The sequence below is a fragment of the Cardinium endosymbiont of Culicoides punctatus genome (assembly GCF_004354815.1).
In the GTDB taxonomy this organism is placed as follows: domain Bacteria; phylum Bacteroidota; class Bacteroidia; order Cytophagales; family Amoebophilaceae; genus Cardinium.
This window is the reverse complement of sequence record NZ_QWJI01000005.1, coordinates 23,400-43,585: the sequence shown is the minus strand read 5'-3', so window position 1 is coordinate 43,585 and position 20,186 is coordinate 23,400. Positions and strand designations below refer to the sequence as shown.

The following is a 20,186-nucleotide window of genomic DNA, read 5'->3' as shown; positions in this document are numbered from 1 at the left end:
GCAATCATGATAGTCATTGATAGCATAAATAAAGGTAACGCTTGGGCTAAGTAAAATCATATATTTGTACCACCACCGTTATTATAACCTTCAATCTTGACTTAACCAAACTTTTTTTATCATATTCTGATTATAAATCATAGTAGATCAATCATAAAAACAAGTCGTAAATTTCATGATTTTATTATCTAATAATCAGCTTATTTTTATTAAAATAGACTTCTTTTAAAAGCCATTCCATACTGAAATGCTCACATACGATATAGAGCAATCCACACCTATTTCGTAAATTAGTATAACGCTACATATCTGCAGAGATGGTAATGGTTTTATACCACATTGTAAAACTTCCTTAGAAAAAAGGGAAAAATTATGATCAAAAATATTCAAAAAGAAACACCTAACGCTTCTAGAAAACGTTCAACGCAAGATCTTCTTAACGCTTGTGATAGGAATCTACCTCCCCTACACAGAAAGGTATATATCGAAAGTTATGGCTGTCAAATGAATTTTTCTGATAGTGAAATTATTTCTGCTATCATGGAAAAGCAGGGTTTTACACTTACGAGCAGTTGCTCAGAAGCAGATCTCATTTTTATCAATACCTGTGCTATTAGAGATAAGGCTGAGCAGACCATTCGCAATAGATTATTAGATTTTAATCAACAAAAAATAAAACATCCCGACCTTATTATAGGTGTACTGGGTTGTATGGCAGAACGACTTAAAATACAACTACTAGAAGAAGAAAAAGTTGTAGATATAGTAGCAGGCCCCGATGCCTATAGAGACCTCCCAAGATTGATTCATCAAGTAGACCAGGGATATAAAGCCGTAAATACCTTCTTATCTAAAGAAGAGACCTATGCAGATATTGAACCCGTTCGACTCAACTCAAATGGTGTTACCGCCTTTATATCCATTATGAGGGGATGCAATAATATGTGCTCTTTTTGTATCGTTCCTTTTACCAGAGGACGCGAACGTAGCAGAGATCCTCACTCTATTGTTGAAGAGGCTAAAAAACTATTTGACAAAGGATATAAAGAAATTACACTTTTAGGACAAAATGTGGACTCCTATAATTGGACCCCAACAAATGCTACAGCGACTACAGTCATCCATAATAACCAAACGGTTCATTTCGCAAAATTACTGGCTATGGTTGCTGATATTGATCCAAGTTTTAGAGTTCGTTTCTCTACTTCACATCCTAAAGACATCACAGATGAAGTATTATATACCATCAAAGCCTATGACAATATTTGTAAACACATTCACCTACCTGTACAAAGTGGAAATAGTCGTATCTTAAAATTGATGAATCGTACCTATGATAGAGCATGGTATATTCAAAAAATAGATGCCATCAGAACTATTTTAGGGCCATCTTGTGCCATTTCATCTGATATGATTTCAGGATTTTGTTCTGAAACAGAAGAAGAACATACAGATACCCTTACCCTTATGGACTATGTAAAATATGACTTCTCTTTTATGTTTTACTATTCTGAGAGACCTGGCACATTAGCTGCCAGAAAATATCCAGATGATGTATCTGAGGAAATCAAAAGGCGCAGACTAAGTGAAATTATTGCCAAACAACGTGAACATGGCCTCTTTCGCAATCAACAGCATCTCCATCAAGTGCAGCAGGTATTAATTGAGAAAGACTCAAGAAAATCACCTGATTTTTTTCAGGGAAGAAATAGTCAAAACAAAATAGTTGTATTCCCAAAAGGAATACATCAAGTAGGAAGTTATGTAGATGTACACATCACAAATTGCAACGCAGCAACCCTCTTTGGGGAGGTTTGCTGATGACCTTACATATAATTGCTTATGAAAGAACGTCTTCAATATATCAAGCAACAATTTAATGTAATTGGTAACGCTCCATTATTAAATAGAGCTATTGAAATAGCTATGCAAGTAGCCTCTACCGATCTTTCTGTATTAATTACTGGTGAAAGTGGCACAGGTAAAGAATCTTTTTCAAAAATTATCCATTCCCTAAGTCCTTATCGCCATGGCAACTTTATAGCTATTAATTGTGGAGCCATCCCCGAAGGGACAATAGATTCTGAGCTTTTTGGACATGAAAAAGGATCATTTACAGGTGCCATAGAGGCTAGAAAAGGTTATTTTGAAGAAACCAATGGCGGTACTATTTTTTTAGATGAAATAGGTGAAATGCCCCTGGGTACACAAACCAGGTTATTGCGTGTCTTAGAATATGGGGAATATGTAAAGGTAGGTTCTTCTAAAGTAGAACAAGCCAAAGTACGTATCGTCGCAGCTACAAACGTAAACTTGCTTCATGCAATCAAAGATGGTAAATTCAGAGAAGATTTATACTATAGACTTAATACGGTACCTATTGCCATACCACCCCTCCGAGAACGAGGATTAGATATATTTATGTTATTTCATAAATTTTCGAGTGATTTTGCTACTAAATACCGTGCAAAACCACTGGAGTTAAATCCAGCAGCAAAAGAAATGCTATTACAGTACCCATTTCCTGGAAATATACGGCAACTAAAAAATATTGTAGAGCAAATCGCTCTGCTTGAAGGAGAAATTATAGTCACACCAGAAGTGCTTATAAGATACCTACCTAGAGAACACAGCCAGATGTTACCCGTACTATACGAAAATAGATTGTTGGAAAATAGCAATTCGTTGAACAAAGATTTTGTATACACTGCATTACTAGACTTAAAAAAAGATGTTAAGGAATTAAGAGAATTGATGTTTAATTTTGTTGGGTCTGGTTCTATAAAAAAATCTATAGTCCAAGAACATCCTCGTTTATTTGGTGTGCATAATCATCAAGAAGCTGAACACAAGGGTAGATATCTTTTAGATTTAGAGCAATCTTTTGAGGGAAATGGTGTACATGCCGAACCTGCTATCACATACAGCGAAAACCTTTCTATTGAAGCTAAAGAGCAAGAGTTAATCCGTAGATCACTCCAGAAAAATCATGGAAATCGAAAAAATACAGCCAACGACTTAGGTATTTCTGAAAGGACACTATACAGAAAAATTAAACAATATGATATTGAAGAACAAAACTTTAAAAAATAATATATACCTTATACTCAGTTCACTGTTGCTAAAGTCCTGTGGTCTTTTTAGTTTTTCAGGCGCAGCGCTATCATCAGACATAAAAACTTTTTCTATTGGATTCTATTCAGAGGTTTCTGATGGCCCAATGGATATGGCAAAAAGGTTTACAGAGGGACTAGAAACAAAAATATTACGTACTACTTCTTTAAGTAAAGAAACTACAGATGGAGATTTACAATACGAAGGAGGCATTAAATCTTTTTCATATACTACGACATTTAGCACTAAAAATGACAATAAAGAGGATAGTCAAGAAGTCCAACGTTTAACCATAACTATAGAAGTTTCTTATCACAATCCATCTGATGAAGAGGCCTCTTTTAAGAAAAAAATATTTTCATCTAGTGCTGACAAAGTTTCTGATACAGAAACAGAAGACGATCTGGTCAATAAAATCATTCAAAATTTAGTAGATGATATTTGTCATAAATCCATAGATAATTGGTAACATTTAAGTCATTTTGCTATGCAGGTTCAGAAACTAGTAAAATTATTGGAACAGCCAACAACGCTTTCGGCCAAAGATATACCTGTATTAGAAGCCCTTACAAAGGAATATCCTTACTTTTATTTAGCACATGCACTGCTTGCAAAAGCAGTGCATGTGCAAGAACATGATGCTGAACAGCCTGCAGTTCAAAGGGCTGCAACCTATGCCCCTAACCGTCAACATTTGCGGTACTGGCTTGAAGATAAACTTCCTCCTGCACCTCAACCTAACAAACCATATCAAAACAAGTTTTCTAAGGATGGACATACGATTCCTAACGACTACTTGCAGATCATTACAAAAAACAGATCTATAAAAAAAAGCACAAATGAAACCAGTATCAAACAATTTTCAATTATTGAGAATGCCCTAAATGGGAACTTACAATTTGATCCTTTTATAGATAATGAGCCACTAAAAGAAAAAAATATTGTAGATTTATCAGAAACCAAAACTACGCTAGATGATCGTTTTGCAACAGAAACGTTGGCAGGTATAATGGTTAAGCAAAAAAAACATAAACGGGCTATTGAAATTTATGAACATTTAATGTTAAAATATCCTGAGAAAAAATCGTATTTTGGTAATATAATTTCTAGTTTAAACGAAAATCTTTAACCATGTCTATATTCAAACTCATTACTGTACTTATTATCATCGTAGCCTTTCTATTAATTGGAGTCATTCTTCTACAAGAACCTAAAGACAGAGTAACACCTTCTGGTGGAGGGGCCCCTTCTGTACAACGTATAGGCATTAATCAAAAGGCTGATTTCTTAGAAAAAGCTACTTGGATACTAATAGGATTATTACTTTTTTTAACACTTTTATCTTCTCTCTTTCTTAAAGATGCACCAAAGCCATCTGTAATTGCCAGTCCCAATTTAGCTAAACTACAAGAACAAGTACATGATACCTTAACTCCAGAAAATGCTGATACCACTCAAAATGAACTGAATGCTAAAGAAACCTCATCTACTGAACCAAAGGACACAACAACAGATAATGGTAATCATACAACTGTTTCACAAGATTCGAAATCTACACCTACAACATCTGATTCCAGTAATCCGTCTTAAATTAAAATATGAAGCATAGAAGATTGCATTTTTTATTTCAACCTATTAATCTAAAACCTATGAACATAAAAAAATGTATTGCATCTATTTTTCTTATTGCCTTCTACTGCACTAGCCATCCATCTAAAGCGCTTGGCGTTGCAGCTGGCCCATCTGTAGGTATTGCAGGATTTTATTCTAGTTTTGATGCCAATATTCCAGGAAAAGATAAGATCACTATTTCCAACTGTGCAGTACCAATAGGCATGTTCTTGATGCTAGATGCTTTTCTTTATATTAGGTTCGATATCTTATTTGTACCAGATTGGTACAAATTACCAAATGATCGAGATGCTAAATTCTTCAAACATATTACCGTACCTATTACCCTTGGTATATCGTTATTGGATACCATCCGCCCACATTGTGGAATTATTTTTCAAAAATCTTTTTTAGATGATGATCTGTCCAATAAAATCAACTTTGTAAAAGAGTATAAAGAACATGCAACGGGCTATTTACTTGGCGTAGGGTTAGATTTAGGAAATTTTTTGATTGATCTTGACTTTAAAGGAAGTTTTTCATCCATACCTAAAAGCAACATCAATCATTTAGAAGATTACAACCCCAAACAAATTATTTTGAAGGTTGGCTATAATCTTGTTGGACTCATGAAAGGATAGTATATATTCTTTATTACAACATTATGTTAAAAATCGGAGATTGTAGTTTAGGTCCCTTTCCCCTTCTATTGGCCCCTATGGAAGATGTTAGTGATCCTCCATTTCGTGCTGTATGCAAAGAGCAGGGAGCAGACCTCATGTATACGGAGTTTATATCTTCAGAAGGCCTTATTCGAGATGCCGCCAAAAGCATAAAGAAATTAGAAATATATGACTATGAACGTCCCATTGGCATACAAATCTTTGGAGATGTAATAGAAGTGATGCGGGAAGCTGCTGCTATTGTAGAGAGAACAGAGCCCACCTTATTAGATATCAACTATGGTTGTCCCGTAAAGAATGTAGCCTGCAAAGGAGCTGGTGCTGGCATTCTTTTAGACCTACCTAAAATGCAGGCTATGGCTGCAGAAATTGTCAAACAAGTCTCTATTCCTGTTACGGTTAAAACACGTTTGGGGTGGGACCACCAGTCTATTAAAATTCTAGAAGTAGTACAACGACTGCAAGATGTAGGTGTGCAGGCCGTGACCATTCACGGAAGGACTAGACAACAAATGTACAAAGGAGAAGCAGACTGGAGCTATATTGCAGCAGTTAAAGCAGATCCCAATATACACATTCCCATCTTTGGCAATGGAGACATTGACAGCCCTGCTAAAGCAATAGCGTACAAAAATAAATATGGCGTAGATGGCATTATGATTGGTCGTGCGAGTATTGGCTATCCTTGGATTTTTAGAGAAATCAAGCATTACCACGAAACAGGCAAATTACTGCCCCCTCCTACCCTAGCAGAACGCATTGAAACTGTAAAAAAGCATTTAGCACATGCCATACAATGGAAAGGAGAACGTTTGGGCATTCTAGAAATGAGACGCCACTATGCCAATTATTTCAAAGGGCTACACGGTGTCAAAAGCTATCGAGCAAGTTTGGTAGAAGCACTCTCATATGTAGCAATATGTGATCTATTAGAAGAAATGATGCATACACAACAGCTAAATGAAATGGCTGAAGTATCAACTTTCCCACATTGAGTTATCGAATCGCCCAAGGTTCCCCCTAAGCACAACTAAAAACCAACTCAAATAGGCAACGCTTTATTGCATATTTGATGTAAGTTCATTAGCTTACTAGTAAGGAGCCACAGTTATTCCCGTTGTTGGTGATCCATCACATCACATGCAGCGTAAATACTATGCGTTCCTGCACATGCGCTCTTTTGTATATATCCATTTAGGCATGGTGGTGTAATAATTTTGCATAAGGATTGGTGCAAAGGATGTACAACACATACAAATTTGTTTATATACAAGGACTCAAGTGGAAACAGGCTAGATTGTTTTTTTAACATACTATGCCTATGGGTAGATACCTTCATAGAAGGTTATTAAGTTATTTTAATATAAATTTTCAATGATAATGAAATATATAAGCAAACTCATACATCATGTGTATACATCCATTTTATGGATTACGCTATGTTACGTTTTAGGCGCTTGTAGCAGGAGCTACACTTGGAGGAGGGCTGGCAACGCCTGTACCATTTAATGACACAGTAGCACTATCTAGTAATATAATTCCTACGGGAATTGATCCTAATCAAATATTTTTTCCTATAGTGGTAACTATAGGTAATGATAGTTCATTAGCAGATCTAGATTCCAATAATGTCGAAATTTCTTTTCCAGAAATGCATGAAATAGACCAAGCGATAGTGAATGGTTTTGTTGATCATCAGAAACTAAAAACAATTACCAACAAGGGAAATGCCATAAAAATGCCTATAGAAGAAATGCTTAAGGGGCTACCCATTGCTAGTATTACGTTTGCAGCTAACAGTGCCTCAAATCTTTTTGGTGCTGGGTGGAAGTATTGTTTTGGTAATATAAGAAAAAACAAGTATCCTTATTACAATTTTAGCCAAGATCATGCAGCACACTTAAATTTAGTCAAAGGTAGTACTTACCTTATTTTAATGTCTGTTGCCTTATATCTTGAGTTGCAACAGGGTTTTCAGCGTGCAGATTTATTAACCATCTGGTCTAATGCAGGCGTAAGCTTAATGACAGCTGGAGTACATCAATTAAATTTACGTAAAAAGAAACCGGCTACTAGTGGATGGCATGCTTTTTCCAATACAGCTTCTGCCATTGTTATTACCAGTGTTTCTCCTGATGCTCCTAATTATCATCCTAAAATGGTTTCTTCTTGGTTTGCAACATCTGATCAAATTGCAGCCTTTACAATGCGCATATGTAGTTATATCTGGCAAAGAAAATGGACTGAAGACCGGGTCAGGTATGAACAAGGAATGATAGTTAGAGATTTTTTTATTACTTCATTTTCTATAGTAGTGTCTTCACGAACAACCGCTCAGATTGTGTCCAATTCAGATTAGTTATTAAAACGAATCATCTTAAAGACCTGTTTCGTAAGTAGATGGAATAAAAATACAGCTATTTGTACATAATAGATAGCTTTTAAGTGAATTTTAGACCACTAAAGTGGGCCTAGTACTTACGCAACAGGTCTATATTCAGAATATTTAACACATTTTACCATGAAACACATTTGCAAGATAATCGCCTTTTCAGTCATGGTATGGATGATTACTGGCATAAGTACTTGTAGAAGCATTGCACATAAGGCACAAACTAAAATCCATAATAGAATAGAGCAAAAACGTATTGCATCTGATCTCAAATCAGCCATCAAAAAGGGAGATTATTCGAAAGTAAAAGAACTGTTTAGTAAGTATGATCCACATAAACACAAAAACATTGCAAATACAGAAATAAGGCTATGGCAATATACATGTCCTAATATAGATTACGTACAAGAATCTATTTTATATTTTGCTATTTTCTGTAGAAATGAGGCTAAAGAAAACAACAAAGACAAATACCTAAAAACTATTCAATTTTTATTAGAGCAAGGTGCAAATCCAGACTTGCCATGCAAACGTGTTTTTTCTAGTACCTCTTGTTATATAGACTCCTATCCTCTAACCATAGCAACTCGGGCACGCGATATATCAGTGGTAAAGCTATTGCTCACACATGGAGCAAATATTAACAACTTGGATAATCCAGAAGCTGATTATGGACAGATTTGTGGCAGCGCGCTCCATATAGCTATGGACTATGGTGATATACCTATTCTTGAGATCCTTTTAGCGCACAAAGATATAGACATAAACCAACCTATTAGAAAAGGTTGGTTGCCATTACAATCAGGTATAATCGGTTATAGATATAGATTTGGGCATGATAATAATAACCTAGAAGCAGTACGTTTACTATTAAAAGATAAGAGAACTGATGTCAATAAAAAAGATAATTATTTTCAACAAAATACTTCACTTGGTCTAGCAGTTGATTCGGGTCTTACAGACATGGTAAAAATATTATTAGAGCATCCAGATATAAAACTAGAACAAAAAAACCGTCACGGACGTACCCCACTTGCAGAAGCAGTACGTCGTAATTATGTAGAAATCGTAGCGTTGCTATTAAATCACGGAGCCAATCCAGAAGGTATTACAACAAAAAGTAATACTTTCTTTCCAAAACTAGGTTCTGAAAAACGCAAAAAAATAGAAGAACTTTTAGAGAAAGCAAAGCAAGAAAATGTATCAAAGTTAAGTTCTGAAAAACGAAAAGCAAGTCCCGATTTTAAAGAAAACGAAAAACCTAGTAAACGTATTCGTTAACATGAGTAATTTTTTTATGCTGCTTAACGCATTTTATTTATGAAACACATTTGCAAAATAATCACCTTTCTAGCCATAATATCGATGGTTACTGGGATAAGTACTTGTAGAAGCATTGCACATAAAACGCAAACTAAAATCCATAATAAAATAGAGCAAAAACGTATTGCATCTGACCTCAAATCAGCCATTAAAAAGGGAGATTATTCGAAAGTAAAAGAACTGTTTAATAAGTATGATGCATATAAACACAAAAACATTCCAAATACAGAAATAAGGCGATGGCAATATACATGTCCTAATATAGATTATGTACAAGAATCTATATTATATTTCGCTATTTTCTGTAGAAATGAGGCTAAAAAAAACAACAAAGATAAATACCTAAAAACTATTCAATTTTTATTAGAACAAGGTGCAAATCCCGACTTGCCATGCAAACGTGTTTTTTCTAATACCTCTTGTTATATAGACTCCTATCCTCTAACCATAGCAACTCGGGCACGCGATATATCAGTGGTAGAACTATTGCTCACACATGGAGCAAATATTAACAACTTGGATAATCCAGAAGCTGATTATGCACAAATTTGTGGCAGCGCGCTCCATATAGCTATGGACTATGGTGATATACCTATTCTTAAGCTCCTTCTAGCAAACAAAGATATAAACATAAATCAACCCATGAGAAAGGGTTGGTTACCATTACAATCAGGTATAGTCGGTTATAAATTTAGACGTGACCGTAATAGCTTAGAGGCAGTACGTTTATTATTAAGAGATAAGAGAACTGATGTCAATAAAAAAAAGGATTTTAAAGGAGAGAACTCACTTGGTCTAGCAGTTGAATGGGGTCTTACAGACATGGTAGAAATATTATTAGAGCATCCAGCTATAGATCTGGAACCCAAAAACCGTCACGGGCGTACCCCACTTGCAGAAGCGGTGCATGGTGGTCATGTAGAAATCGTAGCGTTGCTATTAAATCACGGAGCCAATCCAGAAGGTATTACAACAAAAAGTAATACTTTCTTTCCAAAACTAGGTTCCGTAAAACGCAACAAAGAAATAGAAGAACTTTTAGAGAAAGCAAAGCAAGAAAATGTGTCAAAGTTAAGTTCTGAAAAACGCAAAGCAAGTCCCGATTTTAAAGAAAACGAAAAACCTACTAAACGTATTCGTTCACATGGGTAATTTTTTTATGTTGCTTAACACATTTTATTTATGAAGCACATTTATAAAACAATCACATTTTTAGCCATGGTATGGATGATTACTGGTATAAGTACTTGTAGAAGCATTGCACATAAGACGCACACTAAGATCCATAATACAATAGAGCAGAAATGTATTGCATCTAATCTCAAATCAGCCATTAAAAAGGGAGATTACTCAAAAGTAAAAGAACTCTTTAATAAGTATGATGCACATAAACATAAAAGTATTGCAAATACAAAAATAAAGTTATGGCAAGATATAGGTAGTACTGACAATTACATGCAAGAATCTATTTTATATTTCGCTATTTTCTGTAGAAATGAGGATAAAGGAAACAACAAAGATACATACCTAAAAATTATTGAATTTTTACTGCAGCAAGGTGCGGATCCTAACGTACCACGAAAATTTTTAATGGTTATTCCATCTCAGTGTATTGACACCTATCCTCTAACCATAGCAACTCGGGCAGGTGATAAATCAGTGGTAAAGCTATTGCTCGCACATGGAGTAAATATCAACAATTTAGATGATTCTTATGCATCTGCTTACAGCAGCGCACTCCATGTAGCTATGAGAGATGGGAATATACCTATTCTTATGCTTCTTTTAGATTGCAAAGATATAGATGTCAATCAACTTGTTAGAAAAGGTCGGTTGCCATTGCAAGCAGGTATATTCGGTTATGAATTCAGACGTGACAGTAATAGCCTAGAGGCAGTACGTTTATTATTAAAACATGAGAGCATTGATGTCAATAACAAAGATGATACTTTTGAAAAAAACACTTCACTTGGTCTAGCCGTTGATAGGGGGCTTATAGATATAGTAAAAATATTATTAGAGCATCCAAATATATATCTGGAACCAAAAAATAGTTACGGACGTACTCCACTTGCAGAAGCAGTACGTCGTAATTATGTAGAAATCGTAGCGTTGCTATTAAATCACGGAGCCAATCCAGAAGGTATTACAACAAAAAGTAATACTTTCTTTCCAAAACTAGGTTCCGTAAAACGCAACAAAGAAATAGAAGAACTTTTAGAGAAAGCAAAGCAAAATCAGAAAAAAACAAAAGCATTCAAATATATTTTTGATCCTATTCATGTTACTAAAGAGGACGGAATATGTTCTATTTGTCATACTGGATTAGTGGATGCTAGTGAGTATAAACATGCAATAGCATTAAAATGCAAGCATAAATTTCACTTAGACTGTATATCTCAGTGGATTAAACCTAGTACAGAAACATGTCCACTTTGTCGAGCAAAGATTGAATAACTGGTAATGGTTTAATCCCCAACCGCCTAATTGAGTTAAGTAAAATACTATCTTATAGAGCATAAAAAAGTTCTAATCATTTAAATCATTAATAGTTAAAATAGACTAATTTTGTTTTGTAACAAAAACATGCCATCTTAGTATACCTATACATAAAATAATAGATAATGCCCATGAAAGAAATTATAAGTTTTGATTATGCTATCAAGTATCTTCTAAGGGATAAAAGCGACTATGATATAGTGGAAGGCTTTATTGCATATTTGATGTGAATTCATTACCTTCCTAGTAAGGAACCATAGTTATTCCCGTTGCTAGTGATCCATCACATCACATGCAGCGTAAATGCTATGCGTTCCTACACATGGGCTCTTTTGTATATGTCCATTTAGGCATGGTGGTGTAATAATTTGCATAAGGATTGGTACAAAGGATGTGCAATACATACGCATTTGTTTATATAGTAAGGAATCAGGTGGAAATAGGCTAAGTTATTTGACAGACTATGCCTATAGGTATATACCTTTACAAAAGGTTATTAAGTTGTTTTTTTATGCAAATTTTCAATGATAATGAAATATATAAGCAAACTCACACATTATGTGTATACATCCATTTTATGGATTACGCTATTTTACGCTTTAGGCGCTTGTAGCAGGAAGCAATCTACGCAACATATCAGATTAAAGAAACCGCTTGTAGAAGGAGCTACACTTGCGGCACCTATAAGCCAAGCATTGCCGCTATCCAATGACACAGTAGCACTATCTAATAATATAGTTCCCACGGGAATTGATCCTAATCAAGTATTTTTTCCTATAGTGGTAACCATACATAATGATAGTTTATTAGAAGATCTAAATTCCAATAATATCGAAATTTCTTTTCCAGAAATGCATGAAATAAAGCAGGCGATAGTTAATGATTCTATTGATTATCAGAAGCTTAAAGCTATTTCTACTAAAGATGATGTTCCTATAGGAACACTTATAGAAACCTCCGTAGAAAAAAGCTTGCCTGTTGCGAGCATAGCATTTGCAAAAGGTATTGCTATAAATGTCTTAGGTGCTGGGTTGAAGTATTGTTTTGGTAAAATAAGAACAGAAAAACCTCGTTATTATAGTTTTAGCAGAGATCATGCAACACACTTAAATTTAGTCAAGGCGGGTACTTACCTTATTTTAATGTCTGTTTCCTTATATCTTGAGTTGCAACAGGGTTTTCAGCGTGCAGATTTATTAACCACCTGGTCTAATGCAGGCATCAGCTTAATGACAGTTGGAGTACATATCTTACGTCACAAGACGAAGCCTCTGACTAGCAGTATATGGACTGCTTTTTTGAATGGAACTGCTGCCATTATTATTACCAGTGTTTCTCCTGATACACCTAATTATCATCCTAAAATAGTTTCTACTTGGTGTGCAACAGCTGATCAAATTTCGGCTTTTGCAGTGCGATTAGGAAAGTATTTCTATGCTTATGCTAAATCTGATAACAAGCAACCATACCGAATAGGAATGGTAGGTGCACATTTTTTGGTCACTTCGTTTTCTATAGCAATGTCTGCATGGACAACCGCCCAGATTTTGTCCAATTCAGACTAGTTATTAAAACGAATCATCTTAAAGACCTGTTTCGTAAGTAGATAGCATAAAAACACAGTTTTTCGTACATGGTGGATGGCTTTTAAGTGAATTTTAGCCCACTTCAGTGGGCCTAGTACTTACGCAACAGGCCTATATTCAGAATATTTAACGTACTTTATTTATGAAACACATTTGCAAAACAATCACCTTTTCAGCCATGATATGGATTACCACTGGTATAAGTACATGTACAAGCATTGCACACAATAGAAGTGTTAAAAGTACATCTATGAATACCCAATTAGAAAAAAAACAAACCATATCTCTTCCTAAAAAGGGCATTGAAGCCATTAAAATGGGAGATATGCGGCAAATAAAAGAATTTTTTGATTGTTATAATAGTAAAGATGATAAAAAAAGCATTGCAAATACAGAAATAAGGCTATGGCAAGATGCAAATAGTGATTCTATAGATTATATGCAAGAATCTATTTTATATCTCGCTATTTACCATAGAAATATAGCTAAAGGAAAGAATAAAGCTAAATACTTAGAAATTATTCAATTTTTATTGGATCAAGGTGCGAACCCTAACGTACCACGTAAACTTTTGATAGCTATTCCTCCTTTATGTATAGATACGCCTCTAACTACAGCAACTCGGGTACACGATGAGGATGTGGTAAAACTATTGCTAGAATATGGAACAAATGTGAACAATTTGGATAATACACCAGATTATTATGAAGAGGGTCCGGTCAGTGCGCTCCATGTAGCTATGTACAATGGTGATGTCCCTATTCTTAAGATCCTTTTAGCACGCAAAGATATAGATGTAAATCAACCTGTGAGAAAAGGCTGGCTTCCACTACAATCAGGCATAATCGGCTATGAATGCAGAGGTGATCGTAATAGTCTAGAGGCAGTACGTTTATTATTAAACGACAAGAGAACTGACGTCAATGAAAAAGAGAATTTTAAAGGAGAGACCTCACTTTGTCTAGCAGTTGAGCGCGGTCTTACAGACATGGTACAAATACTATTAGGACAAAAAGATATAAAATTAGAACCCAAAAACAGTTACGGACGTACCCCACTTGCAGAAGCAGTACGTCGTAATTATGTAGAAATCGTAGCGTTGCTATTAAATCATGGAGCCAATCCGGAAGGTATTACAACAAAAAGTAATACTTTCTTTCCAAAACTAGGTTCTGCAAAACGCAAAAAAATAGAAGCGCTTTTAGAAAAGGCAAAGCAAGAAAAACCTAGTAAACGTATTCGTTAACATAAGTAATTTTTGGTGGTGGTTAACACATTTTATCTATGAAAAACATTTGTAAAATAATCACCTTTTCAGCAATGGGTGGTGGTACAAATATATGATGGAATAAGTATTTGATCTTGAGTGTATTTTATGTCGTTTAATAAAAAGTGGTTAATTTTTTTAAGCAAACACATTACAGAAAGCTATTCTGAATGCTTCACTAACATAGATGTAGTAAATAATGGCTTTAACAAAGACAAAAAACAGAATTATTTATGCAAATAAAATCAATACAATATTCATTATCAAAACAAAAATATAAAATCTAGTTTGAGTAATTTAGTATCATATATTTGTACCACCACCTAATCTCTATTATTAAAGAAAACAACTTAAGTAATCAGGTCTAAAATATCATAAAATAATTTGATTTTCTGAAAATATACATAGAACAGCTAATGAGGCATTTACATGGGAAGTGTATCATGTCATATTTCATTCCTTGGTAAGTAGTGATATGATTTCCTGGTAGCCTTTTTCTTTGGCTATATCTAAGGGTGTTTTTCCTGAGGTGTTTTTTACATCTAGCTTCGCTCCTTTCTCTATAAGAAGATTAACTATATCTAAGTGACCCTTTACTGATGCACAATGAAGAGGAGTATCTTCATTTTCATTTTTTTCGTTTACATTCGCTCCTTTCTCTATAAGCAGATGAACTATATCTAAATGACCGTTTCCTGATGCAAAATGAAGAGGGGTGAAACCATTTTCATTTTTTTCGTTTACATTCGCTCCTTTCTCTATAAGCAGATTAACTATATCTAAGTGACTATTTCCTAATACACAATGAAAAGGAGTGAGACCATCTTCATTTTTTTCGTTTACATTCACTCCTTCTTCTATAAGTAAACTAGCTACAGATTTATGGTCATATCGTGATGCCAAATGAAGAGGAGTATCACCATCTTCATTTTTTTCGTTTACATTCGCTCCTTTCTCTATAAGCAGATTAACTACATCTAGGTGACCGAATACTGATGCACAATGAAGAGGAGTATCTCCATTTTCATTTTTTTCGTTTACATTCGCTCCTTTCTCTATAAGCAGATTAACTATATCTAAATGACCGTTTCCTGATGCAAAATGAAGAGGGGTGAAACCATTTTCATCTTTTTCATTTACATTAATACCAGGTATTTTTAATAGAAATTGTACGATTTCAACATGACCATTTTTAATTGACCAATGCAATAATCCTTTACTATGATCTGAACCAATCTGAATACCAGAAACGGATAATAGTGCCGAAATAATATCTGGATATTTTTCATCTATTATGGCATAATCAAGAGCAGTATTACCCGTGTAATCTTTAATATTTGCATCAATGCCATGTGCATTTAAAAGTATTTTTACTATTTCTAAATGACCTTTTGTAGCTGCTAGATGCAATGGTGTTATGCCAACATTATTTTTAGCATTCACATAAACTTCTCCAGCAGATAGCAGCTCTTTTACGATGGATATATGACCATTATCTGTGGCCAAATGGAGAGCTGTATTGTTATTACTATCTACATAATAAGATGGATCTCCTGATCTTATAAACAACGCCCTTAAACAGGTAATATGATCTGTCTGAAGTGCTAAGTCCAGTAAAGATATACCTCTAATCTTTTCTATGTATATCAACAGGAATACTGTGCCTATTCAGTATGGATTCTATACAATGCGCATGCTTGTTTATAATGGACCATCGAAGAAGTTTGTCCGGACTGCCATCCATACAATGGATGCAGGACACATTACCTCCGGATTCAACTAATAATTTTATAGCCTGCGCATGACCATAACGAAAAGCCAAACATAAAGAGGTATCATTAAAATTATCTTGATCATTGGGATCACTACCTTGTCTTAACAACGCTCTTATACAACTCGTGTGACCATTTATTGCGGACCAATGCAATGGTGTTTTACCTTCTACATCGGTCATACTTATAGAAGAGCCCTCCCTTAATAAGGTTTGTATTATAGACAAATAACCACGACTAGCTGCAATATGGATCGGTTGTATTTCATATGGTTCTATGAAGGCATCTATAGATGCATTATGAGAAATAAGTAAATCTATACAAGATTCTTGTTTTTTATAAACAGCTAGATGAAGAGGGGTAATACCTCCCAATTTTTCAATTTTTTTGTTTACATATTCAGGATGTTCCTCACAAAGACGCTTCAAAACAATCCGATTTCCAGACCAAGCAGCATAATGTAACGATAGTTCAGGTTTTAAATTGCCTGATTGAAAATAATACTCTAAGGATCCACCTAGTTTTTTTATCAATTGCTCCCATGCTGGCTCTGGTTTAACAAATGGATGGACATTGTCTCCTTGAGCATGAATAGGGTCTAAAGGCCTAGAAGAATCTACTCCATCAGAAAGTATCTCATGATGCTCAGATTTAGCATGATAATTATGATTTAACTTACTACAAGAAGTTATAAATAACGATATTGCTATACATATTATTTTAAATATGAAATAGCCGTATAGACACAAACGTCTGTTATAGACACACACTGTATGAATTCTTAATGCTATAAAATACAAATTTCCTATCCTTAATAAGGAAGATGTAAGGGACACAAAGGTGTATTTTGCATCCCTTTACCGAACAGATTAGTTTAATATGGGGAAGACAAAATGCTTGGTGTCGCAAACACAACGCATGATAGGAAATTTATGTAATAAAAACAAATTTTGTGTGTGTTTTAAAATATATCAGGACTTTCGCACTTTTAGTTGAAAACACTGTATATAGACTAGGCTATAAAACAGCAAGGTGTTAAATTTATTGATTATCAATATTATAACACATGTCCATATCTAAAAAGATAAGCACTATTATCTATTGTGCGAAAGTCCTGAATATGCTATTTTGTCTTTATTTAGGTCGTTTATATTCAAGTCTTAATATATAGAAACTTGCATTTTTGCCAGGCCGACTTACGCAATAGGTCTATATTTTAGGAGGTTTCTTATCAGTAAGGTATGGTTTTGCAGCATTCCAAGGAGCACTAACAACTGCCCCTAGCACTGTTCCAACGCTATGAACACCATTATCAGTCTTTTGTAACACTTCCTGGCCTTTTTTTCCAAGTTGTCTACCAGCATTGTTCATCCTCTGTCCTATTGAAACTTTATTTTTTTTAACAGTTTCATCACTACCAGACTCAAGACTACCAGATTCAAGACTAACTGTTTCCTCAATTTGGTCAGGATGCTGTTGGTCAGGATGCTGTTGGAAACTAGACTCCGAATTGTCACTATTTTTTTCCTTAGCATGATGGTTTTCTGAACCATGATTCATAGGAGCTTGATCTTGTATACTAGGATCATCATTGATTTCTCTTTTAGGAGGAATATCTTTAGTCTTTGGATAAAGAGTTGAGTTCGAGTTCCCAGTTTGGTTAAGACTAGCACTATCTGTTTTCTTGGCATGATTCTTTTCTAAACCATTCTTAGTTGGAACTTGATCTTCTCCACCAGTTTCATCATCACCTTCAGTAGTACTATCTTTAGTCTTACTACCTTGGTCTACATCTTTACTTTTACCTTCCGCTTTACTACCTTGACTGGTATTTTGATCACTATCCTTAGTTACAGCAGTCTTTGGTCCTTTTTCAATACCAGCAGACGCTTTGTTTTTAGAAGATTCTATGGTGCCATCTTGCTCCTCTTCTTTTTTTTCTGTATTGCCTTGTGCTTCTAGATTGTTTGCATTAGAACTAGGTGCCAGTTTTTGTTGCGTTTTAGGTATATTTTCGGAATCAGGTTTCATTGCTGGTCTATGGGATGATGAACAACTATATTCTGCTGTAGATATCAATGAAACGGACAAGCATACTAGGATTTGTTTAAGAATACGCATAATTTATTTTAAATTTAAAAGTTATAATTATAATTGGCTTAGCAATGTTTATTTTTTTATTTTGATAATCAGTTATTGTATATAAATATAGTCAACTAAAAATCAGCTCTACATTTTAGCTGGTTTTAAGCTAGCTATTGTTAAAACAATTTTTTAGTCTGCTCCCAAGCCCGTTTAAATACGTTCCCCTTTTTTCTAGTTCTTGGCGAACTGCCATTTTGCCCCCTATATTCACTCTGATTATCAGTTCCTTCAAAGTTACAATCATAATCAATGCTATCGCTATTTAGATTACCCTCAGATTGTGCTCTTGTAAATTGGAGACCTTCTTTGGATGTGGTAATTCCATTAGGAGCAGTATTTGCTCTTCTAAAAGACAGGCTATGATGAGAATTCTTTGGACTACCACGATTTGCTCCACTAGCATGATCATTACCATTATTATCAATTTCTTTGGTATTTTTATCAGGACGATCCGTATTGTTAAATTCAGTGCCTTTAGTAGCTTCACCATTACTTACCATATCACCTTGAATACGATTATCAGATACAGGTGTGGTATAAGTTGATTCTTTAGCATTAAAAGGTTCTTTGTTTTCAGATTCCCCATTTTCCGATTTTAAAGGCTTCTCAGTATCATCTTTTCTTTTTTCTTGCATTTTTACATTGGTTGTATCAGGATTGGGTACAAATGTCTTCCCTGTCTTATTGGGTTTATGCGAAGATGAACAAGATTCTGCTGTAGATATCAATGAAACGAGCAAACATACTAGCATTTGTTTGAGCATACACATAAATTTGTATTTAGATTAAAAAAAAGTCAACAGTACAGTTACAGATAAAAACAAAGAATGTACACATCTTATGTGTACTTAAGGAAGGTCTCTCTTTCTAAAAAAGCATAAAAGGTATTTCTAAGCGTTCTGTACATATAGAGCGCTAATAGCTCCTAATTATAGGAGTTTGTATCGGCCAAGTAATACACAAGGCATCATATTATGCTACTTACTAATTACTATACCGATCCCATTTTTAAATATTAGCAATATAATACGATTGCTAAGCATTTATTAACAACCAGTTATTACATTTTCGCTTTTCTATGTACTTTTTAAAACATAAGGAGTGTGTACTAAGACTGCTTCCATCAATAGCATTAAGGTGTGTGATCAGTATGCTCAATTACTAGAAAGATTAAAAAAATGAACTTTAGCGAAGTTGCTTTCACTTAAATTCCTACCACTTAAAATTCCTATTATAATTTTAAATACTTAAAATCAGCCTAACTCTATTAAACTAAAGTAGCCTTAATCATATAACTCGCTTTTTGTTTTTTTAGATCTTATTCGTTACAGGTTATTTCCATAACCAAAAAGATCATTATTAAGAACCATAGGATTCCCTTTTAATCCCTTTAAAGTAAGATGACTAGACTTCCACTTTTTTGTCCTCCATAACTTCATTGTAATGAAAAAATAACAATTTTACAACACTTTGACTTTTTATTGGGTAGTGGCATGATTACATGATGATAGGCTTTTCAACCCCAATCTTTTATTTTTTATTGTAAATGAATATTATAATTTCGGCTTGTTTGCATATTTTTGATGCATTTATGGTGAGGTATTCCGCATCGTTTTCTGTAATGTATTTGGCGGGGAAAATATTTATTAGAGAGATGGCAGGAGGAACTATGTTCAGTAAGCTTTCCCCCCAATAAGTAAACACATACAAAGAGAAACGTGATCCCGCTGGGATTCGAACCCAGGACCCTCTCCTTAAAAGGGAGATGCTCTACCAGCTGAGCTACGAGATCAA

At 34.6% G+C, this 20,186-nt stretch carries 18 protein-coding genes and 1 tRNA gene; 13 read left to right on the top strand and 6 right to left on the bottom strand.

Annotated features, from left to right (window positions below; genetic code table 11):
• Positions 1 to 372: 372 nt before the first annotated feature.
• The 7 genes from miaB to dusB are packed head-to-tail and all read left to right on the top strand — an operon-like array spanning position 373 to position 6,403.
• A complete protein-coding gene (gene miaB, locus CCPUN_RS01615) occupies positions 373 to 1,821 on the top strand; it encodes a tRNA (N6-isopentenyl adenosine(37)-C2)-methylthiotransferase MiaB (protein ID WP_133281845.1) in 1,449 nt (482 codons plus the stop codon).
• A 21-nt stretch (positions 1,822 to 1,842) separates the two neighbouring features.
• Positions 1,843 to 3,093, top strand: coding sequence for a sigma-54 interaction domain-containing protein (locus tag CCPUN_RS01610; RefSeq protein ID WP_133281844.1), 1,251 nt, complete (start codon positions 1,843 to 1,845; stop codon positions 3,091 to 3,093).
• Between the two features lie 25 nt (positions 3,094 to 3,118).
• Positions 3,119 to 3,583 (top strand): LPS assembly lipoprotein LptE, encoded by a 465-nt coding sequence (gene lptE / locus CCPUN_RS01605; RefSeq protein ID WP_165941898.1) that lies wholly within the window; start codon positions 3,119 to 3,121, stop codon positions 3,581 to 3,583.
• Positions 3,584 to 3,601: 18 nt separating this feature from the next.
• A complete protein-coding gene (locus tag CCPUN_RS01600; RefSeq protein WP_133281842.1) occupies positions 3,602 to 4,243 on the top strand; it encodes a hypothetical protein in 642 nt (213 codons plus the stop codon).
• Between the two features lie 2 nt (positions 4,244 to 4,245).
• Positions 4,246 to 4,704 carry a preprotein translocase subunit SecG gene (gene secG / locus CCPUN_RS01595; RefSeq protein WP_133281841.1) on the top strand — a complete coding sequence of 153 codons (459 nt, stop codon included), beginning with the start codon at positions 4,246 to 4,248 and terminating at the stop codon, positions 4,702 to 4,704.
• Positions 4,705 to 4,763: 59 nt separating this feature from the next.
• Complete coding sequence (locus tag CCPUN_RS01590) at positions 4,764 to 5,366, top strand: hypothetical protein (protein ID WP_133281840.1); 603 nt, start codon at positions 4,764 to 4,766, stop codon at positions 5,364 to 5,366.
• A 23-nt stretch (positions 5,367 to 5,389) separates the two neighbouring features.
• A complete protein-coding gene (gene dusB, locus CCPUN_RS01585; protein ID WP_133281839.1) occupies positions 5,390 to 6,403 on the top strand; it encodes a tRNA dihydrouridine synthase DusB in 1,014 nt (337 codons plus the stop codon).
• Positions 6,404 to 6,516: 113 nt separating this feature from the next.
• On the opposite strand, the gene CCPUN_RS01580 is transcribed toward dusB, so the two are convergent.
• Positions 6,517 to 6,747 (bottom strand): hypothetical protein, encoded by a 231-nt coding sequence (locus CCPUN_RS01580; protein ID WP_133281838.1) that lies wholly within the window; start codon positions 6,745 to 6,747, stop codon positions 6,517 to 6,519.
• Positions 6,748 to 6,987: 240 nt separating this feature from the next.
• On the opposite strand from CCPUN_RS01580, the gene CCPUN_RS01575 reads away from it, so the two are divergent.
• The 6 genes from CCPUN_RS01575 to CCPUN_RS01550 all read left to right on the top strand — a co-directional run bounded on the left by CCPUN_RS01575 (position 6,988) and on the right by CCPUN_RS01550 (position 14,454).
• Complete coding sequence (locus CCPUN_RS01575; RefSeq protein ID WP_133281837.1) at positions 6,988 to 7,767, top strand: hypothetical protein; 780 nt, start codon at positions 6,988 to 6,990, stop codon at positions 7,765 to 7,767.
• 162 nt (positions 7,768 to 7,929) lie between these two features.
• Entirely contained in the window at positions 7,930 to 9,081 is a 1,152-nt protein-coding gene (locus tag CCPUN_RS01570; RefSeq protein WP_133281836.1) for an ankyrin repeat domain-containing protein, read from the top strand.
• A 39-nt stretch (positions 9,082 to 9,120) separates the two neighbouring features.
• Positions 9,121 to 10,275: an ankyrin repeat domain-containing protein gene (locus CCPUN_RS01565; protein ID WP_133281835.1), complete on the top strand. Its 1,155-nt coding sequence runs from the start codon at positions 9,121 to 9,123 to the stop codon at positions 10,273 to 10,275.
• A gap of 30 nt (positions 10,276 to 10,305) precedes the next feature.
• Entirely contained in the window at positions 10,306 to 11,580 is a 1,275-nt protein-coding gene (locus CCPUN_RS01560; RefSeq protein WP_133281834.1) for an ankyrin repeat domain-containing protein, read from the top strand.
• Positions 11,581 to 12,182: 602 nt separating this feature from the next.
• Positions 12,183 to 13,187 carry a hypothetical protein gene (locus CCPUN_RS01555; protein WP_133281833.1) on the top strand — a complete coding sequence of 335 codons (1,005 nt, stop codon included), beginning with the start codon at positions 12,183 to 12,185 and terminating at the stop codon, positions 13,185 to 13,187.
• Positions 13,188 to 13,350: 163 nt separating this feature from the next.
• A complete protein-coding gene (locus tag CCPUN_RS01550) occupies positions 13,351 to 14,454 on the top strand; it encodes an ankyrin repeat domain-containing protein (RefSeq protein ID WP_133281832.1) in 1,104 nt (367 codons plus the stop codon).
• A gap of 474 nt (positions 14,455 to 14,928) precedes the next feature.
• Here the strand turns inward: CCPUN_RS01550 and CCPUN_RS01545 are convergent, their stop codons facing one another.
• From CCPUN_RS01545 to CCPUN_RS01525, 5 genes are all read right to left on the bottom strand, one after another.
• Positions 14,929 to 16,125, bottom strand: coding sequence for an ankyrin repeat domain-containing protein (locus tag CCPUN_RS01545; RefSeq protein ID WP_133281831.1), 1,197 nt, complete (start codon positions 16,123 to 16,125; stop codon positions 14,929 to 14,931).
• Positions 16,103 to 16,996 carry an ankyrin repeat domain-containing protein gene (locus CCPUN_RS01540; RefSeq protein ID WP_165941897.1) on the bottom strand — a complete coding sequence of 298 codons (894 nt, stop codon included), beginning with the start codon at positions 16,994 to 16,996 and terminating at the stop codon, positions 16,103 to 16,105. The genes CCPUN_RS01545 and CCPUN_RS01540 overlap by 23 nt, the downstream gene beginning before the upstream one ends.
• A 460-nt stretch (positions 16,997 to 17,456) precedes the next feature.
• Positions 17,457 to 18,368 carry a hypothetical protein gene (locus tag CCPUN_RS01535; RefSeq protein WP_133281829.1) on the bottom strand — a complete coding sequence of 304 codons (912 nt, stop codon included), beginning with the start codon at positions 18,366 to 18,368 and terminating at the stop codon, positions 17,457 to 17,459.
• Between the two features lie 140 nt (positions 18,369 to 18,508).
• Positions 18,509 to 19,162, bottom strand: coding sequence for a hypothetical protein (locus tag CCPUN_RS01530; protein WP_133281828.1), 654 nt, complete (start codon positions 19,160 to 19,162; stop codon positions 18,509 to 18,511).
• A gap of 949 nt (positions 19,163 to 20,111) precedes the next feature.
• Positions 20,112 to 20,184 (bottom strand) — tRNA-Lys (locus CCPUN_RS01525).
• Positions 20,185 to 20,186 lie beyond the last annotated feature (2 nt).